We start from the raw sequence: 22,951 nt of genomic DNA on the forward strand, positions 1-22,951 counted from the left end.
AAACACAAAAACTAACTTTCGGGGTTATGTCAGAATTCGAGCTCGCTGAGCACCAAGAAGCGATTCACTTGCTTTGCAACTTGCTGCAAATGTTGCACTGGCTTTCAATGAACTGAAATCAGGAGCAATCTGCGATGTTAGCGCTTTAGAACTGATGTCACCGACTGTTTCAAATGTCTTTTAGCAGCTGATTACGCTCGGATGCTTCTATCATGCTTTTGAAGCTTTCGACAGCGTCGATCAGCAGCGACTGCTGATTGGCCTCCGGCAACTGGTTTTGCCCGCATTGCTCCAGCGCGTTGATCACAAAGCTGATGGTCAGGATATGAATATCTACGGCCGGCAGATAGACCTCGTCGCTGTCTTCAGGTTCTTTCAGCACGGCAATTAGGCGGCTCAGCAATAATTTCGCCAGCACATCCTGAACAATCGCAATAGGTATAGCCAGCTCACCGGCAATCTCGGCAGCACTTAAAGGCGCATGCAATTGACTAAAATTTTTGACTATCAGATGCATAACTTGCAGGGCCACCAGCTTTTTCATGGCAAAACTCAAATGCGCAAAGCGGTTGTTGTTGCGATAGGTTTGATAGTTTTGGGTATAAAACGCCATCTCGCAGCCGAATAACACAATCATCCAACAACTTTGCAGCCAAACCACAAATAAGGGTAACGCCGCAAAACTGCCGTAAATGGCGTTATAACTCGACACGCCGATCTGTAAGCTCAAATACGCCCATTGCAACAGATGGTAACTAACGCCCGTCACGACGCCGGCGAGAATGCCGGCGTGAAAGCTTATTTTATGATTGGGCATAAAAATAAACGTGAAGGAAAACAAGGCGGTCATCAGCAGGACAGGCGACAAACTCAGCGCATTAACTACCAACCAGCTGGCGAACGCCGGCAATTGAATGACGGTAATAAACCAGGTAATTTGCGTACTGACAAAGACGGTGATGCTGCTGGCGGCGATCAGCAACACCGGCGCCAACAGCATCAGAGATAAATAATCGCTAAATTTACGGCCCAAGGACCGGCTCTTGCCGATTTTCCAGATGTAGTTGAAAGACTCTTCGATATTGCCTATCAAGCTGATGATGGTCCAAAACAGCACAACAATACCTATCCCTGCCACCACTTCGCCCTTGGTGCTGTCCAGCAGGTTTTTCGCAAAACCGATTAGTTGCACCACCAACGCATCTCGCTCCGGCATACGCTGCAACAGTTCTTGCTCCAGCATGGTTTCAAAGCCAAAGCCCTTGGCAATGCCAAACAACATGGCAATGACCGGCACTATCGACAAGATGCTGTACAAAGTTAACGCGGAGGCACGTAGTTGGCAAAGATCGAGACCGAAACTTTGCAAGGACAAAATAACGATTTTTAAATACTTGATCAGTTTTTCTTGGAGATAAGGCAGATCTTGCTCGTGCAGCAGCCAAATATCGTCTTGAATGAATTTGAATATTTTGTCGTGCATGGCTGGACTTGGCGGGCGGCGGTAACTGGGAAGATAGAATCCATTCTCCGCCGACAGTATAAATTGAAAAAGCGGAGTTTATCTCAATACGTCTTGCGCCCCACGGACGAGCCAGCTACTCGGTCGCGTCAGGTTGCGGCGCTATCCGAGCTTATTGCACGTCAAACTGTAAGTTTGCCAATCTGGCATACAGTCCGCTTTGTTTTCGTAAATCATCTGGCGAACCGGTTTCGACGATGCGTCCCTGATCCAACACCACGATGCGGCTGACTTTATTCACGGTTGCTAAGCGGTGCGCGATAATCAAGGTGGTGCGTCCTCGCATCGCCGCATTCAAACCCTGTTGCACCAATACTTCTGACTCCGCATCCAGGGCGCTGGTAGCCTCGTCCAGTAACAACAGGGGGGCGTTTTTCAGAATAGCCCGGGCGATGGCGATACGCTGGCGTTGGCCACCGGACAGGCGCGTACCGCGCTCGCCGAGGAAGGTTTGGTAACCATCAGGCAAGCGGTCGATGAATTCCGCCACCTGCGCCAATTGCCCCGCCGCAATGACTTCCGCATCGCTGGCATCGGGTCGGCCGTAGCGGATATTCTCCAATGCGGAAGTTGAGAATATCACCGCGTCTTGCGGCACGATGGCAATTTTGCTCCGTAGTTCCTGCAAGGACAGGTGGCGAATATCCTGACCGTTTAGGCGGATGGTGCCGTGGGTGACATCGTAAAAACGCAATAATAATTGGAACAGTGTGGTCTTGCCGGCACCGGACGGACCGATAAAGGCAACACTTTCCCCTGCGGCTATGCTCAGATCAACCCTATCCAGGGCGGCGGTTTGTAAGCGCGAAGGATAGCTGAAGCTGACTTGCTGAAATTCAATCGCCGCTTTGTCGCCATTTGCCAAAGGCTGGGGTTTGGCAGTATCGACTATCGCCGGTTCGGCATGCAGCAGTTCCAGCAAGCGCCCCGTTGCGCCGGTCGCCCGCATCACATCGCCCCAGACTTCGGCTATGGTACTGACCCCACTGGACACCAGCGTGGCGTAAAGTACAAAAGAAGCCAGTTGCCCACCGGTCATAATACCGGCGTTGACCTGGTTGGCGCCGATCCAAAGCACAAAAATGATAGAACCCATCACGGCCGTGATGACGATAACAGTCAATGCGGAACGAAACCGGCTGCGTCGGACGGCGGTGAGGAAGCTGATTTCGGCGCGCTCTTTGAAGCGGTTCGCTTCGCGACGTTCCTGAGTATAAGCTTGGACGGTAGGTACAGCATTGAGGATCTCGCCGGCCAACGCTGAGGCATCGGCAATCTTATCCTGCGATTCCCGCGACAGCTTTTTTACTTTCCGGCCCATAGCCAAAATCGGTAAGGTCAGCAAGATCATCAGACCCAATATCAGCGAGAACAGATGCAGACTGGTCACCGCCAGCATAATCATGCCGCCGACAAACTGGAATAAACTGCGCAACCCCATGGATATCGAACTACCTACCACGGTCTGGATCAGCGTGGTATCGCCGGTCAGTCGGGACAACACTTCCCCGGTTTGCAAGGTTTCGAAGAACTGCGGCGACTGGGCCAACACCCGCTCGTAAACCGCGCTGCGCAAATCCGCCGTCACCCGTTCGCCAACCCAACTGACCGTGTAATAGCGTGCGGCTATAGTCACAGCCCACAGGCAGGCTAAGCCAAATAGAGCAAGAAAGTGGCCATCCATGCTCAGCGAACCCAACAAACCGCCTTGCTCAGCCTGTCGCTGACCAAAACCAAAATCGATAATGTCGCGGAACGCCAAAGGCACTAACAAAATCGTCGCCGAGCCCAGGCACAAAAGGCAAAAAGCCAGAAACATACGGCCTCGATAGGGACGAATAAACGGCCAAAGCGCCTTCAAGGTCGATATTTTGCGGGTGGGATCGATGTGTTTAGACTTGGGAGCTGGCATGCCAGTACCTCTTGGATGGAGGGGGTTTTGACGAAATATAAGACGTCAAAAATAAAAAACCCGCTAAGCCTTGCGGCTTAGCGGGTTTTTAAAATTTCTTTGACTACCATAAAAGGTAGATGGTACCGAGGGTCGGAATCGAACCGACACTCCTTTCGGAACCGGATTTTGAATCCGGCGCGTCTACCAGTTTCACCACCCCGGCAAAGAAAGCAGCATTATACTGAGTTTTTCAGAAATGCCAAACATTATTTTACGCCACCAAGCTCACCGCTGCTTTCAGCTTTTTCATGGCATTTTGTTCCAATTGCCTGATGCGCTCGGCCGAGACTTGATAACGATCCGCCAATTCGTGCAAAGTGGCTTTGTCTTCCACCAGCCAGCGGCTAGCCAGAATATCGCGGCTTCTGTCGTCCAAACCGGCCATGGCATCCATCAGTAATTCTTCCTTACGGTCTTCCCAGTCGCTGTTTTCCAACAATAAAGCCGGATCGGCACCGTGCTGTTCCAGATAAGCGATAGGCGCTTGCGCATGATCTTCGCTGTCGTCGCCACTCGGCTCAAGCCCTACATCGCGACCATCCAAACGCCGTTCCATTTCGTAAACGGTTTTAACATCGACATCCAGATTTTCCGCAATCGCTTCCGCGTCGTCTTGCGATAGGTAGCTCAAGTCCTTTTTGAATTTACGCAGATTAAAAAACAGTTTGCGCTGCGCTTTAGTGGTAGCGACTTTAACAATGCGCCAGTTTTTGATCACATATTCGTGGATTTCAGCTTTGATCCAATGTACGGCAAAAGACACCAGACGCACGCCCATGTCCGGGTCGAAACGTTTTACCGCTTTCATCAAGCCGATGTTGCCTTCCTGCACAATGTCCGCCAATGGCAAGCCATAACCCGCATAGCCTCTGGCCACATGCGCCACAAAACGCAGATTAGACATCACCAGCTCGCGCGCGGCGTTCAGATCGCCTTCATCCCGGTAACGCAACGCCAGGTCTTGCTCCTGCTCAACGCTGAGTTTGGGCATTTGAGATATCAGGCTTAAATAAGAATCAAACGTCCCAACCGATAAATTGATCGGTAAAGCCAAGCTATTGTTCATATCACCCTCGTTTCCGGTGGAATAAATTAACGATGACCAAATTCTAGCACTCGATCAACAAGAGTGCTAATAATTTAGTAAAAATCATTTAATACAGTTAGTTACACTGAATTTTTGGTCAATTGAAAGGCAAAACCCACAAAAGATGCCGCCTTTACGAATTCCGGCCAAACTCGTTAAAATGGCGACTGACCCGATATTCGCCGCCCACCTCATAAATAACCACAGCCATTTACTCGAACATGTCAGCTTCCGATAGCCCAGTTTCATCCAACTTTATCAGACACATCATTGCCGCCGATCTGGCCGCCAACAAAAACAACGGCAAAGTCGCCACCCGCTTTCCTCCCGAGCCCAATGGTTACCTGCACATCGGTCATGCCAAATCGATTTGCCTCAATTTCACGCTGGCCGCCGAAAACAACGGCACTTGCAATTTGCGCTTCGACGACACTAACCCGGAAAAAGAAAGCGTCGAATACATGGAAGCCATCGAACGCGATGTGCAATGGTTAGGGTTTAAGTGGGCCGGCAAATACCACGCCTCCGATTATTTTGAGCAGCTTTACGCCTATGCGGTGCAATTGATTCAGCAGGGCGACGCCTATGTCGACAGCTCTACCCCAGAACAAATGCGCGCCGACCGCGGCACCTTGACCGAACCCGGCAAGGAAAGCCCGGACCGCAGCCGTTCCATCGACGAAAACCTGGATTTGTTTACTCGCATGCGTGCCGGCGAATTCGCTGACGGCCAATATGTATTGCGCGCCAAAATCGATATGGCCTCGCCTAACATTAATATGCGCGACCCGACCATTTACCGCATCCGCCGCGTGCATCATCAACGCACCGGCGACGCCTGGTGTCTGTACCCGATGTACGACTACACCCATTGCATTTCCGACGCATTGGAAGGCATCACGCACTCGATCTGTACCTTGGAGTTCGAAGATCACCGCCCACTCTACGACTGGGTGCTGGACAAATTGCAAACCCCTTGCCATCCGCAACAAATTGAATTCGCGCGCCTACAATTGGAATACACCATCGTCAGCAAGCGCAAACTGTTGCAATTGGTTACCGAAAAACACGTCAATGGCTGGGACGACCCACGCATGCCGACCATTTCCGGCCTACGCCGGGCCGGCTTTACCCCGGAAGCTATCCGGGATTTCTGCGAGCGCATAGGCGTTACCAAAAACGATTCCTGGATCGAAATGGGTGTGTTGGAAAACTGCATCCGGGAAGATTTAAATGAACGCGCGCCCAGAGCGATGGCTGTTTTAAGACCCTTACAAGTGGTGATCACCAATTGGGAAGACGGCAAAACCGAAACCTATCAAATCGCCAACCATCCGCAAAAGCCGGAAATGGGCAGCCGTGAAGTCAGCTTTTCCAAAACCATCCTGATCGAACAAGACGATTTCATGGAAAACCCACCCAAAGACTTCAAACGCTTGGTCGAAGGCGGCGAAGTCAGACTGCGCGGTTCCTATGTCATTAAATGCGACGAAGTCATTAAAGACGGTGCCGGCAATGTCATTGAACTGCATTGTACTTACGACCCCGCCACCTTGGGCAAAAATCCGGAAGGCCGTAAAGTCAAAGGAGTGATCCATTGGGTATCCGAGCAACACGCCATCCCCGCTGAATTGCGTTTATATGACCGCTTGTTCAGCCACCCCAACCCCGACACCTTGGACAACTTCCTGGACGGCATCAATCCCAATTCGTTGGAAGTATTGAGCGATTGCCGAGTGGAAGCTAGTTTAGTCAACGCCACACCGGATACTCGTTATCAGTTCGAGCGCACCGGCTATTTTTGCCTGGACTACGCCGACAGCACGCCGGAAAAACTGGTGTTTAACCGCACCGTGACCTTGCGCGATAGTTGGGCAAAGTAGCCGCAAAATCGACCATGGCCGCGCTGCAACCATTAGCTAGCCATCTTCAAACCCAAACCGGCCAATCTTTACATAACCACCGCCTGAGCAGCGTCGGTGGTGGCGACATTAATAGCGCCTACCGACTGCAAGCCGCCAACATCGACTGGTTTATCAAATTAAACCGCGGGGACTTGGCGGCTATGTTTGTTGCCGAAGCGGCCGGTTTACGCGAGTTGGCAGGCATAGGCGCGGTGCGCGTACCAAAAGTAATTTGCTTTGGTGAGTTTCAACAACACGCTTATCTGGTATTGGAATTTATCGAATTGGGCTCATTACAGAACCGCAGCGCCAGCCTATTCGGCCAACAACTCGCCGCACTGCACCAAAGCCCGCAAGCCTATTTCGGCTGGCCCATCGATAACACCATTGGCTCCACCCCACAACACAACGCCGGACACGAAGATTGGGTAAGTTTTTGGCAGCAGCAACGCCTGGGCAAACAATTGCAGTTTGCCGCCGCCAATGGTTATCGCGGCTCACTGCAAACTCAAGGGGAAAAACTGCTGGAAAGAATAGGCGATTTTTTCAGCGACTACCGCCCGTACCCATCCTTACTACACGGCGATTTATGGGGCGGCAACGCTGCCGCAGATAAGCAAGGGCAACCGATAATCTTCGACCCGGCCTGCTATTACGGCGACCGCGAAGCGGATCTGGCCATGACGGAATTATTCGGCGGTTTCAGCCGCGATTTTTATGCGGCGCATCAAGCCGAATATCCGCTGGACAGTGGCTACAAAACCCGCAAAACCCTTTACAACCTTTACCACATTCTCAACCATCTAAACCTGTTTGGCAGCGGCTACTTAAACCAGGCCAACAGCATGATCGGCCAGCTATTGGCAGAATTGAACTAATCAATCCTGCCGCCTTGCCACACAGCAAAAATAGTCAGTAATCCGTTACTCCAATATCGGTATCACCATTCTTCGCCAGCCTCACTACCACCCACGAACAGACGATAGGCTGGATTACCCGTCTCGTCATGATACGCCAGCCCCACACTCGACAAACATTGTTCGAAACGCCCACGCTGCTCGCCGTCGATCTGCAAGCCCATCAAGACCTTGCCAAAGGCTGCGCCATGATTGCGGTAATGAAACAGACTAATATTCCACTGACTACCCAGCGACAGCAAAAACTTCAGCAGCGCGCCAGGACGCTCAGGAAACTGGATGCTGTAGACGCTTTCTTTTAATTCGAACGGCGCATGACCGCCGACCATATAGCGGATGTGATCCTTGGCCAGTTCGTTGCCGGTCATATCGGTCACCGGAAAACCGTCTTCAACCAGTTGCTCGATCAGATGCTGGCGGTCGTTTTCCGCGCCGCTGCTGCTGATACCGACAAACACTTGCGCCATGCGCGCATCGAAATAGCGGTAATTGAATTCGGTGATGCTGCGCTTGCCGATGACTTTGCAAAATCTTAAAAAGCTGCCCGGCACTTCCGGTATTTCTACCGCCAGCAGAATTTCTCTATGCTCGCCTACCAAGGTGCGCTCGGCAACGTAACGCAAGCGGTCGAAATTGATATTAGCGCCGCTGTCGATGGCGATCAGCGTGTGTTGCTGCAGATGCTGTTGTTCGGCGTATTTTTTCAAACCCGCCACCGCCAACGCGCCAGCCGGCTCGGCGACCGAGCGGGTGTCGTCGAAGATGTCCTTGATGGCCGCGCAAATCTCGTCGGTACTGACGGTAATCACCTGATCGACGTACTGCCGGGCGATGCGAAAAGGTTCCTCGCCAATCTGCTTCACCGCCACGCCATCAGCGAACAAACCGACTTGTTCCAATATCACGCGCTGACCGGCGCGTAAGGCTTGATTCAAACAATCGGCGTCGTCCGGCTCCACCGCGATGACTTTAATATCCGGGCGCACGAATTTGACGTAAGCGGCAATGCCAGCCACTAGTCCGCCGCCGCCGACCGGCACGAAAATCGCGTGAATATCGCCGGTATGCTGCCGCAGGATTTCCATGCCAACGGTGCCCTGCCCGGCTATCACGTCCGGGTCGTCGTAAGGATGGATGAAGATCATACCTTTTTCGGCGACCAACTCCATCGCGTGGGCGTAAGCATCGTCGTAAGAATCGCCATGCAGCACAATTTTCGCACCGCGCGCCTTGACCGATTTGATCTTGATTTCCGGCGTGGTTTTAGGCATCACAATCAAGGCTTTGATCCCCAATTTTTTGGCCGCCAAGGCCACACCTTGGGCATGATTGCCGGCAGACGCGGCGATAACGCCGTGAGCGGTTTGTTGCGGTGTCAGCGAGGCAATCTTGTTATAGGCGCCGCGCAATTTGAACGAGAACACCGGCTGTAAATCTTCGCGTTTTAGATAGACCTTGTTGTTGGTTTTCTCCGACAGCGTAGCGGCAAAATCCAGCGGGGTTTCCTCGGCAACGTCGTAGACTTTTGCCCGCAATATTTTTTCTATGTATGTCTGCATTATTGTCCTCGGCAACTGCTGGCGCAATTGCCGTCCATGCTTAAGTCCTGGGGCTGTTTAGGCGAAGCTGCCTGGAGCCGTGTCGGCGTAAAAACTGCTGAGAGATCAGCGTCAATCGGTTATTATCCCATACAATGACGGGTTAAACGCCGTGTCAGATTTATAAGAGCAATCCATCAGGACCATCACCATGACTCAAGACGAATTAAAAAAACAAGTCGCTCAGGCTGCCCTGCAATATTTGAAAAACGTGCCCATCATCGGCATGGGAACCGGCTCCACCGTCACCCATTTAATCAATCTGTTGGCCGACTGCGATTTCAAAAGAGACATCGAAGGCGCGGTATCCAGCTCGGCTAAAACCACCGAACACTTACAATCCATCGGCATTCGCGTCATCGACCTGAATCAATCCGGCGATCTGGATATTTATGTGGACGGCGCGGATGAAGTTACCCCACATAAAAAAATGTTGAAAGGCGGCGGCGGCGCATTGACCCGCGAGAAAATCATCGCCGGCGCCAGCAAAAAATTTGTCTGCATCGTCGACGAAAGCAAATGCGTGGATGTGATGGGCAAGTTTCCGTTACCGGTTGAAGTATTACCGTTATCGCGCAGCTTCGTGGCCCGGCAATTGGCTAAACTGGGCGGCCAACCCGAATTGCGCATGAACAAGGACACCGGCGTTAGCTATATCACCGACAACGCTTGCGAGATTCTGGATGTGCATAACTTGAGCATTCTGGATCCAGTCGAATTAGAAAAAACCATTAACAATATCCCCGGCGTGATCACCAACGGTCTGTTTGCGATCCGTGCCGCAGATGTGGTGTTGGTAGGTAAAGGTAGCGAAGTGATTACTTACTAAACCGCTTATTGCGACAGGTTGTCCAGCGCGACGACCTTAATCGCCGAAAAGCCGGCAGCGCCCTACCCGTCTAGCCTTGCCGGCTTTTCTCCATTAAATTTCTGGCTGCCCAGGCCGTTGAACTCTACAATATCCGCCCATCGCAGCCGCCGGCTGCTCTGCTTTTGCAACACTTCTCAGAGTATTTAGGAACTACCATGTCTGACATTGAAATTGCCCAACAGGCAAGCATGCGCCCGATTATTGATTTGGCCGACGAAAAATTCGGCATTCCCGCCGAACATCTGGACCCTTACGGTCACTACAAAGCCAAAATTTCCCTGGAATATGTCAACAGCTTGAGCGATAAATCCGACGGCAAACTGATTTTAGTCACCGCGATCAGCCCCACCCCTGCCGGCGAAGGTAAAACTACCACCACCGTGGGCTTGGGCGATGCTTTGAACCGCCTAGGCAAAAAAACCATTATCTGCCTGCGCGAGCCTTCATTAGGCCCCTGCTTCGGTGTAAAAGGCGGCGCGGCCGGCGGCGGTTACGCGCAAGTGGTGCCTATGGAAGACATCAATCTGCATTTTACTGGCGACTTTCATGCCATCGGCGTGGCGCACAATTTATTGTCCGCGTTGATCGACAACCATATCAATCACGGCAACAAACTGGACATCGACCCGCGCCGCATCCAATGGAAGCGGGTGATCGATATGAACGACCGGGCGTTGCGCAGAATCACTATCGGCCAGGGTGGGCCCGCTAATGGCTATTTGCGCGAAGACGGTTTCGACATCGTCGTCGCCTCGGAAGTAATGGCGATTCTATGCCTGGCCACCAGCCGCGCTGACTTAAAAGAACGTTTGGGCCGTATCGTCATAGGCTATAAATCCGATAAAGTCACGCCGGTTTACGCCAGCGATCTGAAAGCTCACGGCGCAATGGCGGCCATCTTAAAAGATGCGATCAAACCGAATCTAGTGCAAACGCTGGAAAACAATCTGGCGATTATCCACGGCGGCCCATTTGCGAATATCGCCCACGGCTGCAATACCGTCACTGCCACCAAAACTGCCTTGAAACTAGCCGACTATGCGGTGACCGAAGCCGGTTTTGGCGCCGATTTGGGCGCGGAAAAATTTCTGGACATCAAATGCCGCATGTCTGGCTTAAAGCCCTCGGCAATGGTATTGGTCGCGACAGTACGCGCTTTGAAATTCCACGGCGGTGTAGCTAAAGACGACTTGAACCAGGAAAACCTGGCAGCGCTGGAAAAAGGTTTTGCCAATCTGGAACGCCATCTGCATAACATCACGACGCATTACGGGCTGCCCTGTGTCGTCAGCATCAATCATTTTACCTTCGACACCGATGCCGAAATTAGCCTGCTGCAACAGAAATGCGAAGCGCTGGGGGTTAAATGCGTAGTCGCCAAACACTGGGCGCACGGTGGGGCCGGCGCGGAACAGCTGGCTCAAGAGATACTGAACATCGTCGATCACCGCGAGCCCGGCTTTAATTTCGTTTACGACAGCGAACTGCCGCTATGGAATAAAATCGAAGCCATCGCCACCAAACTTTACGGCGCGGCAAAAATCAGCGCCAGCCCGAAGATCGTCGCCGAGTTAAAGGCGCTGCAAGCCAACTACGGCCATTTCCCGGTCTGCATGGCCAAAACCCAAATGTCATTTTCCACCAACCCCAACGCCAAGGGCGCACCGACCGACCACGTTGTGGAAATCAATGAAGTACGCCTGGCCAACGGCGCCGGCTTCATCGTAGCAATTGCCGGCGACATGATGACCATGCCGGGCTTACCGAAAGTACCGGCGGCAGAGCGTATCGATATTAGCGACGACGGCGTCATCAGCGGTTTGTTCTAAATCTAAATATAGAAAGGCGAACGGAGTCGATTCGGCGAGTTTTTTTGAACGCAATCGGCCCGTTTCCCTCGACGTTGCACGTAGCAGGTATAAGCACCCTGGACTATGCTTGAGCATATAAATAGTCGCCGGGAGTGGACATGCTTGACTTGAAAACCGTTAAATTCAGCCACAAAATAGCGGCCCTATCGCTGATACCGTTGGCGGGCTTACTGCTAATGTCCTCCTTCGTGGTCTACACCCATATTGTGGAGATGCAGTCAGCGGGAAAGATTATCTCTTTAGCCGACTTTTCCGTGTACGCCAGCGATCTGGTACATGAATTACAAAAAGAACGCGGTTTGTCGGTGGGGCATTTGGGTAGCGGCGGCCAGAAATTCAAAGCAGAACTCGAGCAACAACGCTTAGCCACCGACGAAAAGCTGAAACAACTGAATGCGTTTCTCAAAACATTCGACACCAAAGCCGCCGCAACCAATCTGAAGGCCGGTTTGGCGGCGGCAGACAGGCAAATCGACCAACTCGACGAGACTCGCCAGTCAGTCACTGCTCTACGCGCCAGCGGCGAAGCCACCATCAATTACTATTCCAATCTGAATGCCGCTTATCTGGCCATCATCGCCCAATTGCCGCAGTTGAGCACCAATGTGCAAATCAATCACAAACTGGATGCCTACGCCAATTTCCTGAAAGGCAAGGAACAAGCAGGCGTGGAGCGGGCAGTATTGGCCAACACTTTTGCCAAGGATGCTTTTGGGCCTGGCATGTATGAAAAACTGGTGACTCTGATCGCTTTTCAGAATACTTATCTGGATATTTTTGCCTCGGTAGCCCCCCAACCGTACCTGGATTTTTTACAACAAACGCTGCGCGGACAGTTCATTGACGACACTGCGGCCATGCGCAGCAAGGCGCTCAGCCATGCCGACAAGGGCGGTTTTGGGGTGGACCCGGCCCACTGGTTTGCGATGCAAACCGGCAAGATCAATCTATTGAAAGAAGTGGAAAACTATATCGCCAAGGACACCATAGACTCGTCTAAGGCGATTGAAAGCAGCGCCATTCGCCGTTTGTTGTTCAACGGCGTGTTTATATTTGTGGTGGCGGGCTTATCTTTTTCGTTATTTTGGATACTGCGCAAGGATATAGCCAATCAGTTGGGCGGCGAACCGTTGCAGGTCAATAATCTGGCGGTCAATATCGCTGCCGGCAAACTGGAACGGCGGGGCATGCCGCAAGCGGAGCAACATGTCGGCATTTTTGCCGCAATGCTGACCATGCAAAAACGTCTGGCCGATGTAATCGGCACTATCGGCAGCTGTTCTGCGCAAATCGCTCAAGCCTCTACTGAAGTCAATAATGCCGCGCAAACACTCAGTCAAAGCAGCTGCGAACAAGCGGCCAGCATCGAACAAACCAGCGCCGCACTGGAACAATTGACCGGGTCGGTGGAGCACAACCACGAGAATGCGCAGACTACGGAAAAAATTGCACTTACCGCCGCCGAATCGGCGCAAAGCGGTGAACAAGCAATCAGAGACACCGTGGTGGCGATGAACAAAATCGCCGAAAAAATCGGCTTAATCGAAGCAATTGCCTACCAAACCAATTTGCTGTCATTAAACGCTTCGATTGTCGCCGCCAAAGCGGGCGAACACGGCGCCGGCTTCTCGGTGGTGGCGACGGAGGTTCGGAAGTTGGCGACCCGCAGCCAGGATACTGCCAACGAAATCGGCGAACTAGCCAATACCGGCCTGGACATCGCTCAAAACGCCGGCCGTATCTTCAGCCAAATGCTGCCCAGCATTCAAAAAACCGCTACGCTTGTACAGGAAATAGCTACCGCATCCGACGAACAGGCTGCCGGCGTCCGGCAAATCAGTCAAGCGGTAGGACAGTTGGACACGGCGATTCAGCATAACGCGGCAGCTTCAGAGCAATTGGCCGCCACCGCGGAAGAGTTAAACGATCAAAGCCAAACGCTAATGCGAGAAGTTGGTTTTTTTAAGATGCACTAACAAAAAAGATGACGGAAACAACATGAACAAATTCGTTTGGGAAAATCAATATTTGCTCGGAAACGAAGTGGTTGACCAACAGCACAGAGAACTGTTCGATCTAGCAAACCAACTGGTGAACTCGAAAGATACGCAAGCGCTAGCCGAAAACATTATGTTGCTTTATCAACACGTTAGAGAACATTTTCAAGCTGAAGAAGCCTTTATGAAACAACACGGCTATCCAGAATATCAACATCATGTGCAAACGCACAATTTGATGCTCGAGAAACTGATCGCGTTTAGTCAAAAAATCAATCGGCAAAAATGCCAGGAATTAGATGTGTCTGGCTTCATGCGCGACTGGCTTAACCATATCCTGGAGGAAGATGCCGCTATTAATGCTTATTTCAAAATCCACAAAGAACAGAATTCAGACCATTCACAAACCGTTTAATTTCACAATAACTAGGCCTTAATATGAGCGAGTTTATCTGGCAAGAAGACTACACAATAGGTCACGCTAAGGTGGATGCCCAGCATAGGCAATTGTTCGATCTGGCAAATAAAATTGTTGAAGCCGGTAGCAGCGAGGCATTGACGCATTTGTTCATGCTGTTTTATCAGCACGTCCGTGAGCATTTCGAAGCGGAAGAACAGCTAATGAAACAATGCCGATATCCGGGTTATATTCAACATATATCCGCACATAATCAGATGCTGGAAAAGCTGAACGAAATTTCCGAAACAATTTTCGATAGACATTGGCAACCGGCTGATATAAAAGCATTTGTCACCCGGTGGGTGTTGGTACATATACTTGAAGAAGATAAGCTGCTGGGAGAATACCTAAAAAATCTTCCAGCATAGCTCCCAGATCAAAAGCTAGTCCGAATTGACGATCAGATGCTCTTGAGATTGCGCCAAATCGGTTAGTAGCGATAATTCGTCCAGCGACAGCACCCGGCTAATCGCCAAAAGTATAATAAAAACGTCATCGACACGCGCCATGGCTTGAATAAAATCGGTACGAATGTCGGTGCCGAAATCCGGCGCCGGCTGGATGTTGGCGGGAGGAATTTCCAAAATTTCCCGGACCTCGTCCACCAACATCCCTATCAGTTGCGAACCCTCGCTGGTTTCAACCGCCACCAACACGATACAACTGCGTTTGCTGACTTCCGAGCAATGCCGGCTTAAACGCGCCGATAAATCTATAACCGGCACCACACTGCCGCGCAAATTGATCACCCCGTGAATATAGTCCGGCGTCAAAGGCACCCGAGTAACGTTGGCAATTTCGATAATTTCCTTAACATCCAGAATGCTGACCGCAAAACTTTCTGTCCCCACTAAAAAAGTCAGGTATTGGCCTACCTGCTCCTGAACCGCTACTGCGTGGCCGGTTTCTCTCCGAATCAGATTACTCATGGTCTGCTCTCCAGAGACTAAAAGCGCTCAAAATCTTGGTCGTTAAAATCCAACGAGTTGTCGGCAAGGTTATTCACTGCTACCGGTTTTTTAACATAGTTTTGCGCAGGCCCTCCGCGAGACTGGCGCTTAGCGGCTGGCGGTGTTTTACCAAAAGATTGCGACTTAGTACTGTTGCCATCCAGTTTGAAAAACGCTACCGCATGCTGCAACTGGGTGGCCTGTCCATTTAATTCCTCGGACGTAGCGGCTAATTCTTCGGCGCTGGCGGCATTTTGCTGAGTCGCTTTATCAAGCTGGCGCATCGCATCGTTAATTTGATTAATTCCACTGGATTGCTCCATGGACGCCGCATTAATTTCCTGCACCAAATCGGCTGTTTTCACAATATTCGGTACTACCGCAGCGATCAAGGTACCGGCTTTTTCAGCTATCGCTACGCTGTTGGTGGCAAGCTCGTTGATTTCTTCCGCAGTGACGCGGCTGCTTTCCGCCAGTTTTCTAACTTCCGCGGCCACTACCGCAAAGCCCTTGCCGTGTTCGCCGGCAGAGGCCGCTTCAATCGCCGCATTTAATGACAGCAAATTGGTTTTATAGGCAATATCCTCGATCAAACCAATTTTTTTGGCGATGTTCTTCATGGCCAGAACAGTCTCGTTCACTGCTTCCCCGCCGTCACGGGCTTCCCCTGCCGACTTGGTTGCCATTTGTTCGGTGACATGGGCATTTTCGGTATTTTGCTGTACCGAAGAATTGAGCTGTTCAATCGAAGAAGTGGTCTCCTCGACGCTAGCCGCCTGCTCGGTGGCCATCTGACTCATGGACTGAGCAGTGGCGCTGACTTCTTGAGAGGCGCTGGCCAAGGTATCCGAATTGGAACGTACTTGCGCCACCACTTGACTGAGCTTATCGCGCATATCGCGCAATGCCTGTGCAAGTTGACCGATTTCATCTTTGCCGTTAACGTCCAATTTCGCGGTCAAATCGCCTTCGGACAGCGATTGAGCAAACTTAACCCCAATGGTAATCGGCACGGTAATCAAGTTCGCCAGGAACATCGCGATGATGACGCCCAAAATCAATGCGGCAATGATGGTGCCGATAATAATTTTATTGGCCTCATCGACTAATTGGTCGGCGCTTATAGCAGCAGCAGCTAATTGCGCATAACCCGCCTCTTCGGCAGTTTGAGCTTGTTTAACCACATTATCAGCTGCTTCCAGCATATCCTTGCGAATGCCGTTGCGTTTATCGTCGTTATCAATCCACTCTTCGGCCGCTTGTTGATATTCGCGGGTGCTAGTCCGGGCGGTGTCTATCAGACGCAAGGCTTCTTCAGAATTAACGATTTTTTGTAAATCATCATATGCTTTCAATAAAGCAGGCAAGGCTACCTGCATTTTTTTCCAAGCAACTCGGTCTTTATAATTGACCTCCTCCTTTTCGGCCCGCATGATTTCCATGGCTTTCATGTATATCTCAGTCGCGCCTATATAGCGTTGGACGTAGGCGTCCAGTTCCGGACCCGTCACACCCTTTTTCTGGGCTTCATTGTATAGACGTACTTGACGATCCTGAAAGTCGTCGGCAGCTTTGGCAACCGCGTTGCCTTTGGTGGTCATAGTTTCCACAGCGGCTTTGTTCAATTTAATGGAAGCCACCATCGCTCGAAACTTCTCGGAGAAATCCAAAGTACCCTCACGCGCCAGTTTAGACTGGTTAAGCAATTCAGCGTTGTTAAATTGCTTCGCCTGTTGATCAACTTTATCCAAAGAACCGAGAACATTTTTGATACTTTCTTGAACTTTATCGGCATCGGCGTCGCTTTCAGATATTCGATAAGTGCGCTGCGCCATGACAGTTTGTAATGCAGCTCGCTCTACACCCGTCGCATATTCCACCGACTTACCGTTGTTAGCGGTAATCGATTCAATTGCTTCGGCAAGATAACCAATGTATAGTTTGGACAAGCCACCGAAAGCAATAGTAATTGCCACCAGTAGCATCGCCCCCGTCAAGATTTTTGTTTTTATTTTTAGGTCGTTAATGTTCATGCTCTTTTCCCTCTATTAGGAATATAACTGTAAGAAATCTTTAACTTACTGGATTCGCTGCGACGTTAAGAATGGTGCCGGTCGGCTTTTATTTTTGATGGCGGCTTGAATCAAACCTTGCACATCCAAAATCAGCGCGACATTGCCATCGCCCAGCACGGTTGCGCCGGTGATACCGTTTAATCTTTCGAACACTTTGCCAAGCGGCTTGATCACGGTTTGATGCTCGCCATGCAATTCATCGACAACAAACCCGGCCTTGGTTTGCCCGAATTTGACCACCACCACGCTTTCGCGCTTTCTATTAATGTCGGCGATTTGGTTATGGAAATAGTCGCCCAAACGTAAATATGGCAAGACCTGGCCGCGTAAATTAATGTAATGCTGTAATTCATCAATCTCGCATTCGTTGGCATTCATCTCGATGCATTCGTCCACCATACTCAACGGGATGATGTAGCGGTCCTGACCGGTACCGACCATAAAACCGTCGATAATCGCCAAGGTCAGCGGTAAGCGTATGGAAATGGTGGTGCCCTCGCCTTCTACGCTGTCTATCTCGACGGAGCCGCGTAAGGCTTCGATATTTTTTTTCACCACATCCATGCCGACACCGCGCCCGGATAAATTGGTGGCTTGATCCTTGGTGCTAAGTCCGGCGGCGAATATCAGATTGTGAATGTCTTGTTGGGACAAATCGTGATCGGGTTTAATCAAACCGTTGGCTAGTGCTTTGGCGAGTATTCGCTCGCTGTTCAAACCAGCGCCGTCATCGGCGATTTGAATCACGATATGCCCGGATTCGTGGTAGGCATTGAGTTGCACGGTACCTTGTGCCGGCTTACCAACGGCGAGCCGCTGCTCGGGACTTTCAATGCCGTGATCGAGGGCGTTGCGGATCAAATGCGTTAATGGATCGTTGATTTTTTCGACGACCGTTTTATCCAACTCGGTTTCGCCGCCGCTGATAAAAAGTTCGATGTCTTTATTCAATTCTTTACTAACGTCGCGCACCACCCGTTTAAACCGGGAAAAGGTTTCGCCAATTTGCACCATGCGCAATTCCAATGCGGTATCGCGAATACTGCCGACTAAGGCATTCATGCTGGCGGCCACATCGCCGGCATCGCTGAGGCCATGCCGCTCAACGATCAAATTCATCGCGGCACTGGAAATCACCAGTTCACCGACCAAATTGATCAAATGGCCTAGTTTGGTGGCATCGACCCTAATGTAATTGGCTTCGCTTGCCAGTTTTTGTTTGGTCTGCTCCTGTTTTTTCAGCGCTTGATCGACCAATGGCTGCTGTACGACGTGTTGCTCAACCAGTATTTCGCCCAACGGTTTGCCGGGAGCTTCCTGTTCCGCATCAACACTCGCCTGCTGGCGTTGCAAGGCATGATTGACATCATTCTGAGTCAGGGCGCCGACCTGCACCAGCATATCGCCCAAACGCTTAACATGATTGTCATCCTGAGCATTCAACAGATTTAGATATTCCTCTAGTTTGGAATTGGGCGGCAAAATTTTGATATCGCAATCGTCCGCGGCAAAGTCAAACACCGCCTCTATCGTCTGTTTATTCGCATCGCTCTGAAAAGCAATTTTGAAATGCAAATAGCAGCTTTCCGGATCCATGTCGTCACCGACCGGCATCTCCGAGGCTACGGTAAGAATTTGTTTAATCTCTCCCAAGGTGCACAGATAGCGAATAAACGACAAGGGATCCATGCCGTTTCTGAAAGCATCTTTCTGAAACTCTAAAGAAATGAGCCAGTTGTCGTCCACCGATATTTCGCCGCCGCCTTCAATTTCCAGCTGGACAATATCGTCGCTCTGCTGCATGTCGGTCGTTTGCCGTCCGGTCAACTGCCGAATCAAACGTTCTCCGTCCGCCGCCAAACTCGCCGGTAATGCAGCGTCTTTCTGCGTCAAACAATGTTCGATCAATTTAGCCGTGTGATCCTTACTGTCCAGTAAGACAGAAATCAATTCCGCGTCGATGCTGTGTTCACCATTACGCACCTTATCTAGAACCGACTCGGCTTCGTGGGTAAAGCCCACAATGGCATTGAAGCCAAACAATCCGGAAGAGCCTTTGATGGTGTGCATGGCCCTGAACAAACTATTGATGGTTTCGCTATCGTCCGGTTTGCTCTCCAGAGACAACAAAGCGTCTTCCATATCCGTCAACAACTCTTCAGCCTCTTGGGCGAAAACCGTTAAGGCAGCATCAAATTCGCTCATGATGATTTCCAATCTGCGGAGATTACGATAGGGTCCCCGAAATGCTTACTCAGGTTAAGCAGTTCCAACACTTCAACGACCGCCTCGCTATGTTGACTGAGGCTAAAGCTGATATCGCGGCTGACGGCTTCCTGCTTTAGAAACATCAGTAATTGCAAACCGGCACTATCTATTTCAGTGACATCGGCAAGATCGATTTGGATGTCCTTAGCCGAGCTCAGATACTGGGATAGTGCTTGTTTGTGTTCCAGCACCGAATAAATGGTTAATTCACCCTGTATAGCTAGCTGGGTGACGCCCTTTTTTTGTTGTTTTAGTTGGATAGCCAAGGTTTTCTCCCCTTGTGCGGCGGAGTTGTTTTTAAGGCAACACCAATTTGGACACCGCGTCGAGTAAAGTGGGGGCCTGAAACGGTTTGGTCAGCCAGGCTTTCGCCCCTGCCGCCTTGCCAGCCTGCTTTTTATCGTCGGCGGCTTCGGTAGTCAGCATCATCATCGGAGTGAATTTGTAAGCCGGCAATTTTTTGGCTTCCGTAACAAAGGTTATGCCGTCCATATTCGGCATATTCACATCGGTGATGATCAGATTGATTTTTTGCCCGGTTAATTTATTCAGCGCATCCCGGCCGTCGCAGGCCTCGATCACATCGTAACCCGCGCCTTTAAGGGCAATACCGACAACCTGCCGGATGGATGCCGAATCATCAACAATCATGATGGTTTTAGCCATTACTCAATCCTTCATTGAATTTAGAAAAATGTAATCTCGTCGTTGGCGGAAGTACTTTGGTGACTCACTGCCGTCCCGGAAGAGTGATTCAATAATTCTTCCGGCATCGTGTAACTGAGCTCCATTCGAGCCAAAGTTGCCCCGACATCGAGACTATTCGCTTGGCGCTCGCCGCTATTACGCGTGGCGTCTACCGCACTTTGCAGGCTGTTTAGATTGTGTTCGACATGCGACAGCATTTGGCTGACCCGATCCTGAAACTGGAAGGCTGTCAATACGGAGAAAATTTCATCGCGAATTTGCGCACTGTTGCCGCGCAATTGGTCTGCATCGTTTCTGAACATATCCAAAGCGACCCGCAAATCGTCCAGCGCGGTGCGGATGGCGTGCTCAGCATCGCGTATCGATTTGTCGTCGGAAGAGCCGGATGCCTCGGACATTTTCAAGGTAGAGGCCATGGCTTTGTTGATATCGGAAATTGCGTGACTGATCTTTTCCCCGGTAGATGACGAAAAACCGGCCAGTTTACGGACTTCGTCGGCCACAACCGCAAAGCCCCGGCCATTTTCGCCTGCCCGGGCAGCTTCGATAGCGGCATTAAGCGCTAATAAATTGATTTGTTCGGCGACCTTGCGCACTTCCTGCGCCATGGTGTCCAGTTGACCGGTATGCGCGGACAGTTTACGAACCTCGTCGACTACCGCGTGCTCAACGTCTTGAATTTGACTTAAAACTTTTAGAACCGCAGTCAAGGCATCCCGGGTTTCGCTGAATAACACGTCGACACTGCGGCCTTGACGGCTCTGCGCCCCACCGGAAATCAGTCTCTCCAATTGATTGACCATGGCTGCAAAGCGGCTGGTCAGCACGGTGATTTCCTGTTCGGTATGCGTTCTGGAGGTTTGTACTTGTCTGAGCAGAATGGGCACTACTTGCAGAAACAAACGCTCCAGCTCGATCGCGTATGCTTCAAGATCTTGCAGCTTTAAGTCTTCGTCGCCACGCCAAGCCTTATTAGCTTCATTCAGCACGGCTTGCTGCTTGTTGTACAAAGTAGACCCGACCAGAACGCCGGCAAAGCCAAGCGCAGCGGTGGCTCCCATGCTGATCAAACTGAAACCGGTTTGCACGCACGCTAACAATCCGCCTATCACTCCCAGCCCGACCGTCAACAGATAAAAACCAAGTGGACCGGGGCTTTTGGCTATAGGATAAGGTTTTCGAAGCATGGGAATTCCGTTTGGGTTTTGGGTATGTTAAGGATAGTAGAGAGTTTTAAACTTGCATTCAACCCACTACCATCTTAGGTTTTTCGTTAATGTTAAGTTCTCAGCAATTCATGTAATTAATTACTGACATAATTGCTTCGTAAATCCTTACTAACGGAGAAGATTTTATTAGCATCGCCCCTATCACGACCGAAGAATTCGAACGCTTCAGACGTCTGATTTACGACCATGCCGGCATCGCTCTGACACCGGAAAAGAAAGTCATGGTAGCCAGCCGGCTAGCCAAGAGACTCGACTATTACCAGCTGCATAGTTACGGCGAATACTATCAGCTGGCTATCAGCCCCGATTATCCTGATGAATTTCAAACGCTGGTCAACATTCTGACCACCAATGAAACCTATTTTTTTCGAGAACCCAAACATTTCGAATTCTTCCAGCAGCAGATTCTTAAACCTTGGCGCGGCGAGCAATTTCGGGTTTGGAGTGCGGCCAGCTCGACAGGAGAAGAAGCCTATACTTTAGCGATGGTACTGGCGGAGAACCTAGGCATGCGCAATTGGGAGATTTTCGGCTCCGATTTGAGTACCCGGGTGCTGGAAATTGCCCGTCAAGGCGTATACCCGCTGGACAGACTGGATCATATGGACAAACGTCTGCTAGAAAAATATTGTCTGAAGGGCGTGCGCAGCCAGGAGGGTTTTTTTCGCGTGGATAACAAACTGCGCAGCCGAGTCAAATTTGATCAGGTCAATCTGATGAGTTCACTGCCGCTAGCATTGGGTAGGTTCGAAGTGATTTTTCTGCGTAACGTTCTAATATATTTCGACCAAGACACCAAAAAACAGGTAGTCGAACGGCTGATTACCGCCCTAAAGCCTGGCGGGCATTTCATCATCAGTCATTCGGAAAGCCTGCATCGGGTCACCGAACAGTTACAAATGATCAAACCCTCGATATACAGGAAACCATGAAAGTCCTGCCCTTCAGAGATACCCAACGTATCGTCATCGACCCGGGCGAGTTCTATGCCTCCCGCCAGCCGGAAGTCATTTCGACGCTGTTGGGCTCTTGTGTGGCAGCCTGCCTATACGATCCGATCAATCGGGTATTTGGCATGAATCATTTTTTGCTGGCTTATCGCTCTCACTCCCACAATGTACCTATCATTGAGTCCGAAGAAGGCCGCTACGGCATTTATGCGATGGAATTACTGATCAACGACATGATGAAACTCGGCGCCAACCGGCTGAATCTGCAAGCCAAATGCTTTGGTGGCGGCAACGTTTTAAAGCTGCGAGAAGACAAAAACCGCAAGGAAACCGTGGGCGATGTGAATGTTTTATTCATCAAAGAGTTTTTAAAAAAAGAAAACATTCCTATGCTTAGTGCCTGTCTCGGCGGCAATATCGGCAGAAACGTCCATTTCGTCGGTAGCGATTATTCGGTCTTTATCAAAAAAATCGACCACAATCAGCAACTGTCTCTCGAAAACGAAGAACGTCGCTATTGGAAGAAAAACATCGACGAACACGAAAAATCCAGAAGCAACGCCGAATTCTGGTAACCGGTTCAAGACCAC

The 22,951-nt window shown here is 50.7% G+C and carries 19 protein-coding genes and 1 tRNA gene; 9 read left to right on the plus strand and 11 right to left on the minus strand.

Going from position 1 to position 22,951, the window contains the following annotated elements:
* Window positions 1-169: 169 nt before the first annotated feature.
* The 4 genes from G006_RS0102080 to rpoH all read right to left on the minus strand — a co-directional run bounded on the left by G006_RS0102080 (window position 170) and on the right by rpoH (window position 4,542).
* Window positions 170-1,483 (minus strand): YihY/virulence factor BrkB family protein, encoded by a 1,314-nt coding sequence (locus G006_RS0102080; RefSeq protein ID WP_020481500.1) that lies wholly within the window; start codon window positions 1,481-1,483, stop codon window positions 170-172.
* Window positions 1,484-1,634: 151 nt separating this feature from the next.
* Window positions 1,635-3,434 (minus strand): ABC transporter transmembrane domain-containing protein, encoded by a 1,800-nt coding sequence (locus G006_RS0102085; protein ID WP_051067662.1) that lies wholly within the window; start codon window positions 3,432-3,434, stop codon window positions 1,635-1,637.
* 120 nt (window positions 3,435-3,554) lie between these two features.
* A tRNA-Leu gene (locus tag G006_RS0102090) sits at window positions 3,555-3,639 on the minus strand.
* A 48-nt stretch (window positions 3,640-3,687) separates the two neighbouring features.
* Window positions 3,688-4,542 (minus strand): RNA polymerase sigma factor RpoH, encoded by an 855-nt coding sequence (rpoH, locus tag G006_RS0102095; RefSeq protein WP_020481502.1) that lies wholly within the window; start codon window positions 4,540-4,542, stop codon window positions 3,688-3,690.
* A 242-nt stretch (window positions 4,543-4,784) separates the two neighbouring features.
* Here rpoH and G006_RS0102100 point away from each other — a divergent pair, with 242 nt between their 5' ends.
* Window positions 4,785-6,446: a glutamine--tRNA ligase/YqeY domain fusion protein gene (locus G006_RS0102100; RefSeq protein ID WP_020481503.1), complete on the plus strand. Its 1,662-nt coding sequence runs from the start codon at window positions 4,785-4,787 to the stop codon at window positions 6,444-6,446.
* A gap of 14 nt (window positions 6,447-6,460) precedes the next feature.
* Window positions 6,461-7,345, plus strand: a complete 885-nt coding sequence (locus G006_RS0102105) for a fructosamine kinase family protein (protein ID WP_020481504.1) — start codon at window positions 6,461-6,463, stop codon at window positions 7,343-7,345.
* 62 nt (window positions 7,346-7,407) lie between these two features.
* Here G006_RS0102105 and ilvA read toward each other — a convergent pair whose 3' ends face one another.
* A complete protein-coding gene (gene ilvA / locus G006_RS0102110) occupies window positions 7,408-8,943 on the minus strand; it encodes a threonine ammonia-lyase, biosynthetic (protein ID WP_020481505.1) in 1,536 nt (511 codons plus the stop codon).
* Window positions 8,944-9,133: 190 nt separating this feature from the next.
* Here ilvA and rpiA point away from each other — a divergent pair, with 190 nt between their 5' ends.
* The 5 genes from rpiA to G006_RS0102135 all read left to right on the plus strand — a co-directional run bounded on the left by rpiA (window position 9,134) and on the right by G006_RS0102135 (window position 14,549).
* On the plus strand, window positions 9,134-9,811 hold the full coding sequence (gene rpiA / locus G006_RS0102115; RefSeq protein ID WP_020481506.1) for a ribose-5-phosphate isomerase RpiA: 678 nt from the start codon (window positions 9,134-9,136) through the stop codon (window positions 9,809-9,811).
* A 197-nt stretch (window positions 9,812-10,008) separates the two neighbouring features.
* Window positions 10,009-11,682, plus strand: a complete 1,674-nt coding sequence (locus G006_RS0102120) for a formate--tetrahydrofolate ligase (RefSeq protein ID WP_020481507.1) — start codon at window positions 10,009-10,011, stop codon at window positions 11,680-11,682.
* Between the two features lie 140 nt (window positions 11,683-11,822).
* Entirely contained in the window at window positions 11,823-13,700 is a 1,878-nt protein-coding gene (locus tag G006_RS26810) for a methyl-accepting chemotaxis protein (RefSeq protein WP_020481508.1), read from the plus strand.
* Window positions 13,701-13,722: 22 nt separating this feature from the next.
* Complete coding sequence (locus tag G006_RS0102130; RefSeq protein ID WP_020481509.1) at window positions 13,723-14,136, plus strand: bacteriohemerythrin; 414 nt, start codon at window positions 13,723-13,725, stop codon at window positions 14,134-14,136.
* 23 nt (window positions 14,137-14,159) lie between these two features.
* Window positions 14,160-14,549 (plus strand): bacteriohemerythrin, encoded by a 390-nt coding sequence (locus G006_RS0102135; protein WP_020481510.1) that lies wholly within the window; start codon window positions 14,160-14,162, stop codon window positions 14,547-14,549.
* Between the two features lie 15 nt (window positions 14,550-14,564).
* Here the strand turns inward: G006_RS0102135 and G006_RS0102140 are convergent, their stop codons facing one another.
* From G006_RS0102140 to G006_RS0102165, 6 genes are read right to left on the minus strand one after another with little or no spacing between them, the layout of a single operon-like run.
* Complete coding sequence (locus G006_RS0102140) at window positions 14,565-15,110, minus strand: chemotaxis protein CheW (protein WP_020481511.1); 546 nt, start codon at window positions 15,108-15,110, stop codon at window positions 14,565-14,567.
* Window positions 15,111-15,127: 17 nt separating this feature from the next.
* Window positions 15,128-17,164 carry a methyl-accepting chemotaxis protein gene (locus G006_RS0102145; protein WP_020481512.1) on the minus strand — a complete coding sequence of 679 codons (2,037 nt, stop codon included), beginning with the start codon at window positions 17,162-17,164 and terminating at the stop codon, window positions 15,128-15,130.
* Between the two features lie 45 nt (window positions 17,165-17,209).
* Window positions 17,210-19,411, minus strand: a complete 2,202-nt coding sequence (locus G006_RS0102150) for a chemotaxis protein CheA (RefSeq protein ID WP_020481513.1) — start codon at window positions 19,409-19,411, stop codon at window positions 17,210-17,212.
* The gene (locus G006_RS0102155; protein WP_020481514.1) at window positions 19,408-19,740 is read right to left on the minus strand and encodes an STAS domain-containing protein; all 333 of its coding nucleotides are present in this window, start codon (window positions 19,738-19,740) and stop codon (window positions 19,408-19,410) included. The genes G006_RS0102150 and G006_RS0102155 overlap by 4 nt, the downstream gene beginning before the upstream one ends.
* A gap of 31 nt (window positions 19,741-19,771) precedes the next feature.
* Window positions 19,772-20,140, minus strand: coding sequence for a response regulator (locus G006_RS0102160; RefSeq protein ID WP_020481515.1), 369 nt, complete (start codon window positions 20,138-20,140; stop codon window positions 19,772-19,774).
* A 20-nt stretch (window positions 20,141-20,160) separates the two neighbouring features.
* On the minus strand, window positions 20,161-21,369 hold the full coding sequence (locus G006_RS0102165) for a methyl-accepting chemotaxis protein (protein WP_020481516.1): 1,209 nt from the start codon (window positions 21,367-21,369) through the stop codon (window positions 20,161-20,163).
* A 182-nt stretch (window positions 21,370-21,551) separates the two neighbouring features.
* Between G006_RS0102165 and G006_RS0102170 the strand changes: the two genes are divergently transcribed.
* Together G006_RS0102170 and G006_RS0102175 are read left to right on the plus strand one after the other, a co-directional pair.
* The gene (locus G006_RS0102170) at window positions 21,552-22,343 is read left to right on the plus strand and encodes a CheR family methyltransferase (RefSeq protein WP_026146786.1); all 792 of its coding nucleotides are present in this window, start codon (window positions 21,552-21,554) and stop codon (window positions 22,341-22,343) included.
* Window positions 22,340-22,936, plus strand: coding sequence for a chemotaxis protein CheD (locus G006_RS0102175; protein WP_020481518.1), 597 nt, complete (start codon window positions 22,340-22,342; stop codon window positions 22,934-22,936). The genes G006_RS0102170 and G006_RS0102175 overlap by 4 nt, the downstream gene beginning before the upstream one ends.
* The last annotated feature ends 15 nt before the right edge of the window (window positions 22,937-22,951 follow it).

Origin of the sequence: Methylomonas sp. MK1 (genome assembly GCF_000365425.1) — a bacterium.
GTDB lineage: Bacteria > Pseudomonadota > Gammaproteobacteria > Methylococcales > Methylomonadaceae > Methylomonas.

Excerpts from the sequence above, each read along its gene's own strand:
- G006_RS0102080 (WP_020481500.1), bottom strand. The coding sequence starts at position 1,483 with ATGCACGACAAAATATTCAAATTCATTCAAGACGATATTTGGCTGCTG.
- G006_RS0102085 (WP_051067662.1), bottom strand. The coding sequence starts at position 3,434 with ATGCCAGCTCCCAAGTCTAAACACATCGATCCCACCCGCAAAATATCG.
- rpoH (WP_020481502.1), bottom strand. The coding sequence starts at position 4,542 with ATGAACAATAGCTTGGCTTTACCGATCAATTTATCGGTTGGGACGTTT.
- G006_RS0102100 (WP_020481503.1), top strand. The coding sequence starts at position 4,785 with ATGTCAGCTTCCGATAGCCCAGTTTCATCCAACTTTATCAGACACATC.
- G006_RS0102105 (WP_020481504.1), top strand. The coding sequence starts at position 6,461 with ATGGCCGCGCTGCAACCATTAGCTAGCCATCTTCAAACCCAAACCGGC.
- ilvA (WP_020481505.1), bottom strand. The coding sequence starts at position 8,943 with ATGCAGACATACATAGAAAAAATATTGCGGGCAAAAGTCTACGACGTT.
- rpiA (WP_020481506.1), top strand. The coding sequence starts at position 9,134 with ATGACTCAAGACGAATTAAAAAAACAAGTCGCTCAGGCTGCCCTGCAA.
- G006_RS0102120 (WP_020481507.1), top strand. The coding sequence starts at position 10,009 with ATGTCTGACATTGAAATTGCCCAACAGGCAAGCATGCGCCCGATTATT.
- G006_RS26810 (WP_020481508.1), top strand. The coding sequence starts at position 11,823 with ATGCTTGACTTGAAAACCGTTAAATTCAGCCACAAAATAGCGGCCCTA.
- G006_RS0102130 (WP_020481509.1), top strand. The coding sequence starts at position 13,723 with ATGAACAAATTCGTTTGGGAAAATCAATATTTGCTCGGAAACGAAGTG.
- G006_RS0102135 (WP_020481510.1), top strand. The coding sequence starts at position 14,160 with ATGAGCGAGTTTATCTGGCAAGAAGACTACACAATAGGTCACGCTAAG.
- G006_RS0102140 (WP_020481511.1), bottom strand. The coding sequence starts at position 15,110 with ATGAGTAATCTGATTCGGAGAGAAACCGGCCACGCAGTAGCGGTTCAG.
- G006_RS0102145 (WP_020481512.1), bottom strand. The coding sequence starts at position 17,164 with ATGAACATTAACGACCTAAAAATAAAAACAAAAATCTTGACGGGGGCG.
- G006_RS0102150 (WP_020481513.1), bottom strand. The coding sequence starts at position 19,411 with ATGAGCGAATTTGATGCTGCCTTAACGGTTTTCGCCCAAGAGGCTGAA.
- G006_RS0102160 (WP_020481515.1), bottom strand. The coding sequence starts at position 20,140 with ATGGCTAAAACCATCATGATTGTTGATGATTCGGCATCCATCCGGCAG.
- G006_RS0102165 (WP_020481516.1), bottom strand. The coding sequence starts at position 21,369 with ATGCTTCGAAAACCTTATCCTATAGCCAAAAGCCCCGGTCCACTTGGT.
- G006_RS0102175 (WP_020481518.1), top strand. The coding sequence starts at position 22,340 with ATGAAAGTCCTGCCCTTCAGAGATACCCAACGTATCGTCATCGACCCG.